Consider the following 12,674-nt stretch of genomic DNA (forward strand, 5'->3'; position numbering starts at 1 on the left):
AGATCCGCCGGCGTGTCAGGCGGCCTGCGCGCAGCGGCGGCTGTAGAAGACCGGGCGCGCGGTGATCTCGGGGCGTGGTGGCGCGACGGGGCGGGCCTCCTGCGCGGGGCAGACAGGGCCGCCGGTCAGCGAGGCGAGCCCCAGTTTGGCGGTGAGCGTCGGCGCCACGTCGCGGCCCAGCACGCAATGCACCGAGCGATGCGCGCGGGTCATCCGCTCGGTGTCGCGGGCGACATCGGATGACAGCAGGATGCTGACCAGCCGGCGGTTGCGCGTCTCGGCCAGGTCGATCAGCGCGCCGTCGGGATCGGCCTGCAGGTCCAGCACCAGCAGGTCGACCAGCGCGTGCGACAGGCAGGCCCGGGCCAGCAGCGGGCCGCCGCCGGTGACCTGCACCCCCAGCTCGACTAGGGCGATCTGGGCAGGGTCGAGGCGGCGGGGATCGGTATCGACGATCAGGGCATGCATGGGGCGGGCTCCTTTCCTGTGCTGTCCGGCTCTCTGCTTCCGGGTTGCAAAGGAGTTTGGGAAAAGACCCTTAAAATTCGCTGAAGATTCCCCGGTGGCTGGACAGCGGCCGGGTTCCGGCGTCACATGGCGGCATGGATCTTCACAGCCGCTACCTGACCGTCGACGACCTGCGCCGCCGCGCCCGCCGTCGCGTGCCGCCCTTCGCCTGGGCCTATCTGGACACCGCCACCGGCACCGGGGCCAGCGCGCGGCGCAACCGCACCGCGCTGGACGCGGTGCTGTTCTGGCCGCGCGTCCTGTTCGGCGAGATCACCCCCGATTTCGGCACCGAGCTGCTGGGCCGCCGCCACCCCCTGCCCTTCGGCGTGGCGCCGGTGGGCCAGTCGGGGCTGCTCTGGCCCGGGGCCGAGGCGATGCTGGCACGCGCGGCGACCGCGGCCGGGCTGCCCTATGCGCTGTCGAACGTGGCCAACATGACGCCGGAAGAGATCGGCCCGTTGACGGACGGGCATGGCTGGTTCCAGCTCTACCCGCCCCGGGAGGAGGCAGTGCGGCTGGACCTGCTGGCGCGGGTGCGCGATGCGGGCTTTTCCACGCTGGTCTTCACGGTGGACGTGCCGGTGGCGGCGCGGCGCGAGAAACAGGTGCAGGGCGGGCTGGTCCAGCCGCCGCGGCTGACGCCGCGCATCGTGGCGCAATGCATGACGCGGCCGGCCTGGTCGCTGGCGCGGGCCCGCGCCGGCATGCCGCGCATGAAGACGCTGGACAAATACGTGACCGATATCGGCTCGCGCGATCCCACGGCGCATGTGGGGTACCTGCTGCGCACCGCGCCGGACTGGTCCTATTTCGCCTGGCTGCGCGAGCACTGGGAGGGCAAGCTGGTGGTCAAGGGCATCCTGCGCCCCGAGGATGCCACCCGGCTGGAGGAGGAGGGCGCCGATGCGATCTGGGTGTCGAACCATGCCGGGCGCCAGTTCGACGCCGCCCCCGCGGCAATCGAGGCGCTGCCCGAAGTGCGCGCCGCCACCACGCTGCCGATCCTCTTCGACAGCGGCATCGAGGGCGGGCTGGACATGTTGCGCGCCATCGCGCTGGGGGCCGATTTCATCATGCTGGGCCGGGCCTGGCATTACGCGGTCTGCGCGCTGGGGGCGGACGGGCCCGACCACCTGATCGAGCTTCTGCGCCGCGACCTGGCGGCCTGCCTGGGCCAGCTGGGCGTGGCGCGGCCGGTCGATCTGCGCGGGCAGGCTCAGCTCGCCGAGACACGGTCGGCCAGCCCGCGGTGAGTGCGGAAGAAGGTGCGGATCACGTGGGCGGTGCGCCGGTCGAGCGCGGCCAGCCGCGGCAGGTCATCGATCACCGCGTCGAGCGCGCGCACCCTGTCGCCATTGCCGGTGCCCAGCATCTCGGGCCGGGCAAAGCCCATGCCCCAGTCCGGGAACAGCTTCTGGTCCACCGGGGCCGAGAACAGGCACATCACCTGCCCGTGGCGCGGATCGCGCCGGATCCGCGAAAAACAGGCGCGCACCTCGTCCTCCTCCCCCTCCAGCACCTGGAGGATGGAGCCGTCATGGTAAAGCAGCAGCCCGCCGATCCCGTTCTGCGCATTGTTGCCCCGCGCCTTGCCCAGCAGGGCGCGCAGATCTTCCTGCGAAAACAGGCGCCTGGCGGCGCTGACATAGATCAGTCGGTAAAGGCGGGCACTCACGGAAAACACTCGGTCACAGGGGGACGACACCAGACGGATGTTAGCGCCGAGACCTTTCCGGGCCCTTAACAGCCACCCGCCAGAATTTGCAAACCCCCGGCCCTGCGCGGGATAATTTGCAAATCCCCCTTGCGCTGCACCGCGGCACCGGCCTTAATCGCCCAAATTCCAGACCCGACCGGCGCGCAAGCGTCCCCAGAAGAGGTTCCCCATGCCCGATTTCCAGAAAATCCTCATCGCGAACCGCGGCGAAATCGCGATCCGCATCATGCGTGCGGCCAACGAGATGGGCAAGAAGACCGTCGCCGTCTATGCCGAGGAGGACAAGCTGGGGCTGCACCGGTTCAAGGCGGACGAGGCCTATCGCATCGGCGAGGGGCTGGGCCCCGTGCAGGCCTACCTGGCCATCGAGGAGATCATCCGCGTGGCCAAGCAGTCGGGCGCCGACGCGATCCACCCGGGCTATGGCCTGCTCTCCGAGAACCCCGATTTCGTCGATGCCTGCGTGCGCGAGGGCATCACCTTCATCGGCCCGCGCGCCGAGACCATGCGCGCGCTTGGCGACAAGGCCAGCGCGCGGCGCGTGGCGGTCGAGGCCGGCGTGCCGGTCATCCCCGCGACCGAGGTGCTGGGCGACGATTTCGAGGCCATCGCGACAGAGGCCGAGGAGATCGGCTATCCGCTGATGCTCAAGGCCAGCTGGGGCGGCGGCGGGCGCGGCATGCGCCCGATCGAGAACGGCAAGGAGCTGAAGGACAAGGTGCTGGAGGGCCGGCGCGAGGCCGAGGCCGCCTTCGGCAATGGCGAGGGCTATCTCGAAAAGATGATCCTGCGCGCCCGCCATGTCGAGGTGCAGATCCTCGGCGACAAGCAGGGCTCGATCTACCACCTGTACGAGCGCGACTGCTCGGTCCAGCGCCGCAACCAGAAGGTCGTCGAACGCGCCCCCGCCCCCTACCTGTCCGAGGCGCAGCGCGAGGAGCTCTGCGAGCTGGGCCGCCGGATCTGCGCACATGTGAACTATGAATGCGCCGGCACGGTCGAGTTCCTGATGGATATGGACAGCGGCAAGTTCTACTTCATCGAGGTCAACCCGCGCGTCCAGGTGGAACACACCGTGACCGAGGAGGTCACCGGCATCGACATCGTGCAGGCGCAGATCCTGATCGCCGAGGGCAAGAGCCTGGCCGAGGCCACCGGCAAGGCCAGCCAGTACGACATCCGCCTGAACGGCCACGCGCTGCAGACCCGGATCACCACCGAGGATCCCACCAACAACTTCATCCCCGACTACGGCCGCATCGCGGCCTTCCGCTCGGCCACGGGCATGGGGATCCGGCTGGATGGCGGCACCGCCTATGCCGGCGGGGTGATCACGCGCTACTACGATTCGCTGCTGGTCAAGGTCACCGCCTGGGCGCCCACCCCCGAGAAGGCGATCAAGCGCATGGACCGCGCCCTGCGCGAGTTCCGCATCCGCGGCGTGACCACGAATATCGAGTTCGTCATCAACCTGCTCAAGCACGAGACCTTCCTGACGAACCAGTACACGACCAAGTTCATCGACACGACGCCGGACCTGTTCGACTTCAAGAAGCGGCGCGACCGCGGCACCAAGGTGTTGACCTATATCGCCGACATCACGGTGAACGGCCATCCCGAGGTGCAGGGCCGCCCGCGCCCGCACCCCGAGCTGAAGCCGGCCCGCCCGCCGGAAGTGGCCTGGGATGCGACCCCGCCCTACGGCGTGCGCAACCTGCTGGAGGAGAAGGGCCCGCAGGCCGTGGCCGACTGGCTGACCGAGCAGCCGCAGCTGCTGATTACCGACACCACGATGCGCGACGGCCACCAGTCGCTGTTGGCCACGCGGATGCGCTCGCTCGACATGATCCGGGTGGCCCCGGCCTATGCCCACAGCCTGCCGCAGCTCTTCAGCGTGGAATGCTGGGGCGGCGCCACCTTCGACGTGGCCTATCGCTTCCTGCAGGAATGCCCCTGGCAGCGCCTGCGCGACCTGCGCGCGCGCATGCCCAACCTGATGACCCAGATGCTGCTGCGCGGCGCCAATGGCGTGGGCTATACCAACTATCCCGACAACGTGGTGCAGTTCTTCGTGAAACAGGCCGCCGAGACCGGTGTCGACGTGTTCCGCGTCTTCGACAGCCTGAACTGGGTCGAGAACATGCGCGTCGCCATGGATGCGGTGCTGGAAAGCGGCAAGGTGCTCGAGGGCACGGTCTGCTATACCGGCGACCTGCTCGATCCCGACCGCGCCAAGTACGACCTGAAATACTACGTCGCCATGGGCAAGGAGCTAAAGGCCGCCGGCGCGCATGTGCTGGGGCTGAAGGACATGGCCGGGCTGCTCAAGCCCAACGCCGCCGGCACGCTGGTCCGCACGCTCAAGGAAGAGGTCGGCCTGCCGGTGCATTTCCACACGCATGACACCTCGGGCGCGGCCATCGCCACGATCATGGAGGCCGCGCGCGCCGGTGTGGACGCCGTGGACGGCGCCATGGATGCGCTCTCGGGCAACACATCGCAGCCGACGCTGGGCTCGATCGTGGAGTCGCTGCGCTTCACCGAGCGTGACACCGGGCTGGATATCGGCGCGATCCGCGAGATCTCGAATTACTGGGAGGCGGTGCGCGGCCAGTACGCGGCCTTCGAAAGCGGCATGCAGGCCCCCGCCTCCGAGGTCTACCTGCACGAGATGCCGGGCGGCCAGTTCACCAATCTCAAGGGCCAGGCCCGCAGCCTCGGGCTCGAGGAGCGCTGGCACGAGGTGGCGCAGGCCTATGCCGACGTGAACCAGATGTTCGGCGACATCGTCAAGGTCACGCCGTCCTCCAAGGTGGTGGGCGACATGGCGCTGATGATGGTCAGCCAAGGGCTGACCCGGGCCGATGTCGAGGACCCGAAAAAGGACCTCTCCTTCCCCGACAGCGTGATCGACATGATGCGTGGCAATCTCGGCCAGCCCCCGGGCGGCTGGCCCGCCAAGATCCAGAAGAAGATCCTCAAGGACGAGACACCTTTCACCGAGCGCCCCGGCAAGCGCGCCGCGCCGATCGACATCGAGGAGAAGCGCGCCGAGCTGCAGGGTCTCTTCGAGGAGGTGGAGTTCGATGACGAGGACCTGAACGGCTACCTGATGTATCCCAAGGTCTTCACCGATTACGCCGCCCGTCACGAATCCTACGGCCCGGTCCGCACCCTGCCCACCCGCACCTTCTTCTACGGGATGGAGCCGGGCGAGGAGATCACCGCCGAGATCGACCCCGGCAAGACGCTGGAGATCCGGCTGCAAACCGTCGGCGAGACGCAGGATGACGGCGAGGTGCGCGTCTTCTTCGAGCTGAACGGCCAGCCGCGCACGGTGCGCGTGCCCGACCGCAAGGCACAAGGCGCGCAGGCCAAGCGCCCCAAGGCCGAGCTGGGCAACCCCGCCCATATGGGCGCCCCCATGCCGGGCGTGGTGGCGACCGTGGCGGTCAAGCCGGGCGACACGGTGAAGGAGGGCGACCTGCTGCTGACCATCGAGGCGATGAAGATGGAGACCGGCCTGCACGCCGAGCGCGACGGCACGGTCAAGGCCGTGCATGTCCAGCCCGGCGGCCAGATCGACGCCAAGGACCTGCTGGTCGAGTTCGAGGACTGACCGCGAGGCGGCGCCGTTCTCCACATGAGGCGGCGCCGCGAGCCCGCTGCGCCAACGCGAAAAATCGCCGGTGAAGAATATTCCGGCATCGGAAATCCGCGGATTCCGGTTCCCTTACCCGTCCCTTCCGGCCTACACTCGGGCCATCGTGTCCTTTGGGGGAAGGAACGCGCGATGCGCCCTTGGCCTGCCTTCGTTCCGGCCATCGTTCTGCTCTGCGCGGCGCTTGCCGCAGGGCCCGCCTTGGCGAACAACCCGTTCGGCGAGCGGCCCTTCACGCCGTTCAAGGTGATCAGCTCGAATCCCGACCTGACCGAGGCCTTCAGCGCGGCGCGCAAGACCCTGCCCTCGGCCATCGGCGCGATGCAGAAATCGGGCGGAAGGTTCAGCCCCTCGCTGGCCTTCCGCGTGGCGCTGGTCGTGCCCAATACCGAGCGCCCGGTCGAGCTCATCTGGGTGGACAGCATCCGCCGCCATGGCTCGCTCTTCAAGGCCCGGCTGGCCGGCTGGCCGCGCGGCTGGCCCGGCGAGGGCCCGGGCACCGAGGTCACCTTCGCCTACAGCCAGATCGCCGACTGGGCGGTACAGGCGGTCGACGGGCGCTTCTACGGCTATTACACCACCCGGGTCGAATTGCAGACCGCCCCGGCCGCGACACGGGCCCGCTACGGCCCGCTACTGATCGACAACCCGCTGCCGCCCGACTGGCGCTTCAACTGACGCGCCCCCCGGCCATGCAGGACAGGCAGCGCCCGTCGCACCCCTGCCCTTTCATCTTTCCGAAAATACTCGAAAATCCCGCCCCCTCGGCCGCGCGCCGCGGGGCACGAGGCGCGCCGCGGGCAGGAATACCTGACTGGTGCCGCGCGCGGGATCGGGCAGGATCGCGGGCATGACACAGAGGATCGCCCCCACACGGGCTGGCGCCGCGCTGCGCCTGCCGACGCTGCTGCAGGACAGCCTGCACCAGCTCGAAGACGCGCAGAGCCCCGAGGGCGTCTGGACCGCGTTTCTGGATCTCGCCCGGCCGCTGGGGCTCGACGTGGTCCATTACGTCTATGCCGCCGACCTGCGCGACCCCGCGGGCCGGCAGTTCCTGCGCAGCACGCTGGCGCGGCGCTGGCAGGACGCGCTGCGGCGCCATCCCGGGCTGGCCCCCGCGGCGCAGGACGCCCGCGCCCTGACGCCCCGGCTGATCGGCACCGCCCTGTCGGGCCCGGCCCCGGTCACCGATCGCCGGGTCGCGGCGGATGCGCTGTGCGCCGAGATGGGGCTCGAGGCCGGGCTGGTCCTGCCCCTGCCCGCACGCGATCCGGGCCAGGCGGCGCTGATCCTCTTTGGCGGCCGGCTCTCGCGCCCGGCCTTCGAATCGCTCCTGGCCAGCCATGGCTGGGCGCTGCACGCCGCGGCCCTGTCTGGCCATGCCCGCCATGGCGAGCTGCTGCGCCGCGCCTTCGAGACGCGCTGCGGCCTGACGCCCAAGCAGCGCGACCTCATCCGGCTGGTGGGCGAGGGGCTGATGGACAAGCAGATCGCCCACAGCCTCGACATCTCCTTCTCGGCCGTGCGCCAGCGGCTCGCCTGCGTGCAGCAGAAGACCGGCGCGCAGACCCGGTCCGAACTGGCGGCGCTGGCCATGCGGCTGGGGCTGGTCGGCGACCCGCTGCTGCGCGCCCAGGCCGCGCATCTGGCCGATCCCGAGACCCTCGGGGCGGGCGACAGCGCCGAAATGTGCCATCCCGAACCCCTGACCCGCACCGCCGCCGAGTAGCCCGGCAGTCATCCGCGCCCGCGCGACAGGAAATCCGGCGCGCGGTGCATTTTTCGCTTGCACGCCCCGGCCACGCGTCTTACATCCGCTCCACCATTTGGCACGCGGGCGTAGCTCAGGGGTAGAGCATTACCTTGCCAAGGTAAGGGTCGTGAGTTCGAATCTCATCGCCCGCTCCAGATGGTCAGCGGATCGGGGCACTGCCCGACAGGATCCGCACGCACATGATGGATATGCGGGCGTAGCTCAGGGGTAGAGCATTACCTTGCCAAGGTAAGGGTCGTGAGTTCGAATCTCATCGCCCGCTCCATCAGCCACTCTTTCCAGACCCACCAAAAAGATCGTCGTCGCCAGACGCGATGGATGCGGCCTGCCGGACCGCCGCATCAGGCGCAAATCACCGCGCCGCGGGGCTTTTCCCCCTGCCCGGCCCTGCCTATAAGGGCGCCACCGTCAGAGGAGAGTGCCCATGCGCCGTGCCGAGATCACCCGCGAGACCGCCGAGACCCGGATCTCGGTCCAGATCGACCTCGATGGCAGCGGGCGCTATGACAACCGCACAGGCGTCGGCTTCTTCGATCACATGCTGGACCAGCTGGCGCGCCACGCGCTGATCGACATGACCATCCGCGCCGAGGGCGACCTGCATATCGACGACCACCACACGGTCGAGGATACCGGCATCTGCCTGGGCCAGGCGCTGGCACAGGCGCTGGGAGACAAGCGCGGCATCCGCCGCTACGGCGCCTGCCTGCTGCCCATGGATGATGCGCTGGTGCGCGCCGCGCTGGACCTGTCCGCCCGGCCCTTCCTCGTCTGGAACGTGGAGTTGCCGACGGCGAAGATCGGCACATTCGACACCGAGCTGGTGCGCGAGTTCTTCCAGGCTTTCAGCACCCATGGCGGGATCACCCTGCATGTCGACCAGCTGCACGGGCTGAACAGCCACCATATCGCCGAGGCCGCCTTCAAGGCCGTGGCCCGCGCCCTGCGCGAGGCGGTGGAGCCCGATCCGCGCAAGGGCGACGCGATCCCCTCGACCAAGGGCGCGCTCTGACGCCCGCGCCCGCCCTCTTGACCGCGGCCCCGTTTCACGCTTTGCCGGCGCCGCAGATCCCGAAAGGCATGCCATGCTCACAGCCATCATAGATTACGAAAGCGGCAACCTGCATTCGGCAGAGAAGGCCTTTCAGAAGATGGCGGCCGAGACCGGGCAGGATGCCCGCGTCGTGGTGACCGACGATCCCGATATCGTGGCCAAGGCCGATCACATCGTGCTGCCCGGCGACGGCGCCTTCCCCGCCTGCGCGCGCGCCCTACGCGCCTCGGGCTGCTTCGAGGCGATGGTCGAGGCGGTGGCCCATCGCGGCCGCCCCTTCCTGGGCATCTGTGTCGGCATGCAGCTGATGGCCCGCAAGGGCCATGAATACGCCGAGACCGACGGTCTGGGCTGGATCGATGGCGAGGTGGTGCCCATCGCGCCCGGTGACGCTGCGCTGAAAGTGCCGCATATGGGGTGGAACGACCTGGTCATCGACCACGCCCACCCGGTGCTGGACGGGCTGGCCAGCGGCGAGCATGCCTATTTCGTGCATTCCTACCAGATGCAGGTGGCCACCACCGAACAGCGCATGGCCCATGTCGACTATGGCGGTCCGGTGACGGCCATCGTGGCCCGGGACAACGTGATCGGACTGCAATTCCACCCCGAAAAGAGCGCCGGGGCCGGGCTGCGCATGATCGCGAATTTCCTCGCCTGGCGGCCGTGAGGCACGCGCAGGGCGGCTCAACCCACGCGCAAGCACTTTTCACTGAATTCAACCTGATATCGTCTGCGGCGTAAGGTCGCCTCACTCGGGGTCATGTTTTTGGCTGCGGCGCGGCGAAAAACATGCCACACGCGCTGCGATTATGTCATGACGGGGCAGACCCCGGCGCCAACGGACTGGAAGGGCTGGCAAAATATGATCCTTTACCCGGCCATCGACCTCAAGGACGGCAAGGCCGTGCGCCTGCTGCGCGGCGACATGGACAAGGCGACCGTGTTCAACGACGACCCCGCGGCCCAGGCGCTGGAATTCGTCGCCAAGGGCTGCGAGTGGCTGCATCTCGTCGATCTCAACGGCGCCTTTGCCGGGCAGCCGGTCAATGCCGCGGCGGTCGAGGCGATCCTCAGCCAGGCGCAGACGCCCACCCAGCTGGGCGGCGGCATCCGTGACATGGCCACGATCGAGATGTGGATCTCCAAGGGGTTGACCCGCGTGATCCTCGGCACCGTGGCGGTCGAGAACCCCGACCTGGTGCGCGAGGCCGCGCGCGAATTTCCCGGCAAGGTCGCCGTGGGCATCGACGCGCGCGATGGTCGCGTGGCGACCAAGGGCTGGGCCGAGGTGACCGACGTGGACGCGGTGGACCTGGCCAAGTCCTACGAAGATGCCGGCGTGGCCGCGATCATCTATACCGACATCAACCGCGACGGCGCGATGATGGGCCCGAACATCCCCGCCACGGCGGCGCTGGCACGGGCCATGACGATCCCCGTCATCGCCTCGGGCGGCGTGTCCTCGCTGAAGGATCTCAAGGCGCTGCGCGATTGCGGCGCTTCGCTGAATGGCGTGATCTCGGGCCGGGCGCTCTATGACGGGGCGATCGACCTGAAGGATGCGCTGAAGCTGCTCAAGACCTGAGCCGTCACGGCGCCGCGGCGGCGCCGGTCAGCTTTTCCAGCGCGCCGGCCATTTTCGACAGGTAGTCCGCCTCGGCCTCGATGCCGTCCAGCGCCGTCAGCGTCTCGGCCGGTGCCTCGTAGGCCAGCCATGTTTGGCCTGCGTCATCCTCGTAGACCAGAACGCGCAGCGGCAGGTGCAGCCCGGCCTCGATCGCGTCCTGCATGGCGGGCGTGCCCAGCTGCGGGTTGCCGAAGATCAGCAGCTGCGCCGGGGACAGCTCCATCCCGACATCGGCCGCGCCACCGGCGTGGTCGACCCGGGCAAAGACCGTGGCGCCGGCCCCTTCCACCGCCGCCTGCAGCGCATCCATCGTGGCCGGCACGTCGCGCGCCGCTTCGACACGCTGGATCTCGGCCGAGGCCAGGCCGGGCAAAAGCGCGGCGACCAGGGACAGGGCGGGCAGGATACGGGGCATCGGGCTCTCCTTGCATCGGGGTTTCCGGGCCGCAGCCTCTGGCATGTCGGCCGGATTGCCCATAAACAACGGCGTGACCGACAGGTGAGTTCCGCCATGCTGAAGACCCGCATCATCCCCTGCCTCGACGTGGCCGACGGGCGCGTCGTCAAGGGTGTCAACTTCGTCGATCTGCGCGATGCCGGCGACCCCGTGGATGCCGCGCGCGCCTATGATGCCGCCGGCGCCGACGAGATCTGCTTTCTCGACATCCATGCCACGCATGAGAACCGCGGCACCATGTTCGACGTGGTGACCCGCACCGCCGAGCAATGCTTCATCCCGCTGACCGTGGGCGGCGGCGTGCGCAGTGTGGCCGATGTGCGCGCCCTGCTGCTGGCCGGGGCGGACAAGGTCAGCCTCAACTCCGCCGCCGTGGCGCGGCCCGAGGTGGTGGCCGAGGCGGCCGACCAGTTCGGCAGCCAGTGCATCGTCTGCGCCATCGACGCCAAGACCGTCTCCCCCGGCAAGTGGGAGATCTTCACCCATGGCGGGCGCAAGCCCACGGGGATCGACGCGGTGGCCTTCGCCCGGGATATCGCCGCGAAGGGCGCGGGCGAGATCCTGCTGACCTCGATGGACCGCGACGGCACCAAGGCCGGGTTCAACCTGCCCCTGACGCGCGCCATCGCCGATGCGGTGGACATCCCCGTGATCGCCTCGGGCGGGGTCGGCACGCTGGACCACCTGGTCGAGGGCGTGACCGAGGGCCATGCCAGCGCCGTGCTGGCGGCCTCGATCTTCCATTTCGGCACCTACACGATCCACGAGGCCAAGGCCCACATGGCCGCGGCCGGCATCCCGGTGAGGCTCACATGACGCTGGATGAGCTGGAACGCATCGTCGCGACCCGCGCCGCGGCCTCGCCCGAGGAGAGCTGGACCGCCAAGCTGCTGGCCAAGGGGCCCGAGAAGACGGCCGAGAAATTCGGCGAGGAGGCCATCGAGGCGGTGATCGAGGCGGTCAAGGGCGATCGACAGAGGCTGGCCTCGGAGGCGGCGGATGTGCTGTTCCACCTGCTGGTGATGCTGCGCGCCCGGGACGTGACGCTGGCCGAGGTGATGGCGGTGCTCGAGGCCCGACAGGACCGGTCGGGATTGCAGGAAAAGGCCGCCCGCAATCGCTGAGCGTCCCGTCGGGGTCGGGCGCGGAACGCCCTTCGAAGGGCGTTCGGACGCGATTTGCAAATCGCGTGACAAAGCGGCTTGCAAGCCGCTTGAATGAAGCCGCTTCGAAGCGGCTTCCGCCCCGCTCAGAGCTTGGACGAGATGACGCCGGTGTTGAACCCGCCCATGCGCAGCTCGCCGAACAGGCGCTGGTACTCGATCTTCGGGCAGCGATCCATGACCACTTCCACCCCCGCGGCCTCGGCCCGGGCAGCCGCCTCTTCGTTCACCACGCCGATCTGCATCCAGATCGTGCGCAGGCGCGGAAAGGCCTCCAGCGCCTCTTCGACGATGGGCGGCACATGCTCGGAGCGGCGGAAGATGTCGACCATGTCCACGCTGTCGGGGCAATCGGCCAGCGATCCGCGCACGGTCTGGCCGAACAGCGTCTTGCCGACATGGCCCGGGTTGACCGGGTAGACGGTGAAACCCTTCAGCGACAGGTAGCGCGCCACGTAGTAGCTGGGCCGCACCTGGTTGGGCGACACGCCGACCACGGCAATCTCGCGCGTGCGGGTCAGGATGCTTTTGAGATGGGCGTTGGAATAGCTCATGGCACGACCCTAGCCGGGATCGGGGCAAAGAAAAAGCGCCCGGTCAATACCGGGCGCCAGTTACGGAACGAGGGACAGTGAAGGTTTCGCGAAGGTTCCGTCTTCGCGACCTGACAGAAAGATGGGCTCGAAAGTCACAGTTTAAAGGGCAGTC

At 68.7% G+C, this 12,674-nt stretch carries 13 protein-coding genes and 2 tRNA genes; 11 read left to right on the top strand and 4 right to left on the bottom strand.

The window, feature by feature from the left end:
* Positions 1 to 15 precede the first annotated feature (15 nt).
* A complete protein-coding gene (locus tag AVJ23_RS05645) occupies positions 16 to 468 on the bottom strand; it encodes a hypothetical protein (RefSeq protein ID WP_058861175.1) in 453 nt (150 codons plus the stop codon).
* Between the two features lie 134 nt (positions 469 to 602).
* Between AVJ23_RS05645 and AVJ23_RS05650 the strand changes: the two genes are divergently transcribed.
* On the top strand, positions 603 to 1,763 hold the full coding sequence (locus AVJ23_RS05650; protein WP_058861176.1) for an alpha-hydroxy acid oxidase: 1,161 nt from the start codon (positions 603 to 605) through the stop codon (positions 1,761 to 1,763).
* On the opposite strand, the gene AVJ23_RS05655 is transcribed toward AVJ23_RS05650, so the two are convergent.
* On the bottom strand, positions 1,727 to 2,185 hold the full coding sequence (locus AVJ23_RS05655) for a BLUF domain-containing protein (RefSeq protein ID WP_058861177.1): 459 nt from the start codon (positions 2,183 to 2,185) through the stop codon (positions 1,727 to 1,729). The two genes, AVJ23_RS05650 and AVJ23_RS05655, sit on opposite strands and share 37 nt — an antisense overlap.
* Positions 2,186 to 2,396: 211 nt before the next feature.
* Here AVJ23_RS05655 and AVJ23_RS05660 point away from each other — a divergent pair, with 211 nt between their 5' ends.
* The 8 genes from AVJ23_RS05660 to hisA all read left to right on the top strand — a co-directional run bounded on the left by AVJ23_RS05660 (position 2,397) and on the right by hisA (position 10,304).
* Positions 2,397 to 5,846, top strand: a complete 3,450-nt coding sequence (locus AVJ23_RS05660) for a pyruvate carboxylase (protein ID WP_058861178.1) — start codon at positions 2,397 to 2,399, stop codon at positions 5,844 to 5,846.
* 174 nt (positions 5,847 to 6,020) lie between these two features.
* The gene (locus tag AVJ23_RS05665; protein ID WP_058861179.1) at positions 6,021 to 6,566 is read left to right on the top strand and encodes a DUF2314 domain-containing protein; all 546 of its coding nucleotides are present in this window, start codon (positions 6,021 to 6,023) and stop codon (positions 6,564 to 6,566) included.
* 172 nt (positions 6,567 to 6,738) lie between these two features.
* Positions 6,739 to 7,617 (top strand): helix-turn-helix transcriptional regulator, encoded by an 879-nt coding sequence (locus AVJ23_RS05670; protein ID WP_058861180.1) that lies wholly within the window; start codon positions 6,739 to 6,741, stop codon positions 7,615 to 7,617.
* 104 nt (positions 7,618 to 7,721) lie between these two features.
* A tRNA-Gly gene (locus tag AVJ23_RS05675) sits at positions 7,722 to 7,796 on the top strand.
* 56 nt (positions 7,797 to 7,852) lie between these two features.
* Positions 7,853 to 7,927: transfer RNA gene (locus AVJ23_RS05680), tRNA-Gly, on the top strand.
* 159 nt (positions 7,928 to 8,086) lie between these two features.
* Positions 8,087 to 8,674, top strand: coding sequence for an imidazoleglycerol-phosphate dehydratase HisB (hisB, locus tag AVJ23_RS05685; protein WP_058861181.1), 588 nt, complete (start codon positions 8,087 to 8,089; stop codon positions 8,672 to 8,674).
* 73 nt (positions 8,675 to 8,747) lie between these two features.
* Complete coding sequence (gene hisH / locus AVJ23_RS05690) at positions 8,748 to 9,386, top strand: imidazole glycerol phosphate synthase subunit HisH (protein ID WP_058861182.1); 639 nt, start codon at positions 8,748 to 8,750, stop codon at positions 9,384 to 9,386.
* A 195-nt stretch (positions 9,387 to 9,581) separates the two neighbouring features.
* Positions 9,582 to 10,304, top strand: a complete 723-nt coding sequence (hisA, locus tag AVJ23_RS05695; RefSeq protein ID WP_058861183.1) for a 1-(5-phosphoribosyl)-5-[(5-phosphoribosylamino)methylideneamino]imidazole-4-carboxamide isomerase — start codon at positions 9,582 to 9,584, stop codon at positions 10,302 to 10,304.
* Positions 10,305 to 10,308: 4 nt separating this feature from the next.
* On the opposite strand, the gene AVJ23_RS05700 is transcribed toward hisA, so the two are convergent.
* Positions 10,309 to 10,761, bottom strand: a complete 453-nt coding sequence (locus AVJ23_RS05700; protein WP_058861184.1) for a DUF302 domain-containing protein — start codon at positions 10,759 to 10,761, stop codon at positions 10,309 to 10,311.
* A gap of 96 nt (positions 10,762 to 10,857) precedes the next feature.
* Between AVJ23_RS05700 and hisF the strand changes: the two genes are divergently transcribed.
* Together hisF and AVJ23_RS05710 are read left to right on the top strand one after the other, a co-directional pair.
* Positions 10,858 to 11,619, top strand: a complete 762-nt coding sequence (gene hisF, locus AVJ23_RS05705) for an imidazole glycerol phosphate synthase subunit HisF (RefSeq protein WP_058861185.1) — start codon at positions 10,858 to 10,860, stop codon at positions 11,617 to 11,619.
* Entirely contained in the window at positions 11,616 to 11,927 is a 312-nt protein-coding gene (locus tag AVJ23_RS05710) for a phosphoribosyl-ATP diphosphatase (protein ID WP_058861186.1), read from the top strand. Before hisF ends, AVJ23_RS05710 begins: the two co-directional genes overlap by 4 nt.
* A 125-nt stretch (positions 11,928 to 12,052) precedes the next feature.
* Here the strand turns inward: AVJ23_RS05710 and AVJ23_RS05715 are convergent, their stop codons facing one another.
* Positions 12,053 to 12,520 carry a CoA-binding protein gene (locus AVJ23_RS05715; protein ID WP_058861187.1) on the bottom strand — a complete coding sequence of 156 codons (468 nt, stop codon included), beginning with the start codon at positions 12,518 to 12,520 and terminating at the stop codon, positions 12,053 to 12,055.
* Between the last annotated feature and the right edge of the window lie 154 nt (positions 12,521 to 12,674).

It is taken from the genome of Pseudoponticoccus marisrubri (assembly GCF_001482405.1).
GTDB classification, from domain to species: Bacteria; Pseudomonadota; Alphaproteobacteria; order Rhodobacterales; family Rhodobacteraceae; genus Pseudoponticoccus; species Pseudoponticoccus marisrubri.

Coding starts and splice junctions, on each gene's coding strand:
- AVJ23_RS05645 (WP_058861175.1), bottom strand. CDS start 468: ATGCATGCCCTGATCGTCGATACCGATCCCCGCCGCCTCGACCCTGCC.
- AVJ23_RS05650 (WP_058861176.1), top strand. CDS start 603: ATGGATCTTCACAGCCGCTACCTGACCGTCGACGACCTGCGCCGCCGC.
- AVJ23_RS05660 (WP_058861178.1), top strand. CDS start 2,397: ATGCCCGATTTCCAGAAAATCCTCATCGCGAACCGCGGCGAAATCGCG.
- AVJ23_RS05665 (WP_058861179.1), top strand. CDS start 6,021: ATGCGCCCTTGGCCTGCCTTCGTTCCGGCCATCGTTCTGCTCTGCGCG.
- AVJ23_RS05670 (WP_058861180.1), top strand. CDS start 6,739: ATGACACAGAGGATCGCCCCCACACGGGCTGGCGCCGCGCTGCGCCTG.
- hisB (WP_058861181.1), top strand. CDS start 8,087: ATGCGCCGTGCCGAGATCACCCGCGAGACCGCCGAGACCCGGATCTCG.
- hisH (WP_058861182.1), top strand. CDS start 8,748: ATGCTCACAGCCATCATAGATTACGAAAGCGGCAACCTGCATTCGGCA.
- hisA (WP_058861183.1), top strand. CDS start 9,582: ATGATCCTTTACCCGGCCATCGACCTCAAGGACGGCAAGGCCGTGCGC.
- AVJ23_RS05700 (WP_058861184.1), bottom strand. CDS start 10,761: ATGCCCCGTATCCTGCCCGCCCTGTCCCTGGTCGCCGCGCTTTTGCCC.
- hisF (WP_058861185.1), top strand. CDS start 10,858: ATGCTGAAGACCCGCATCATCCCCTGCCTCGACGTGGCCGACGGGCGC.
- AVJ23_RS05710 (WP_058861186.1), top strand. CDS start 11,616: ATGACGCTGGATGAGCTGGAACGCATCGTCGCGACCCGCGCCGCGGCC.
- AVJ23_RS05715 (WP_058861187.1), bottom strand. CDS start 12,520: ATGAGCTATTCCAACGCCCATCTCAAAAGCATCCTGACCCGCACGCGC.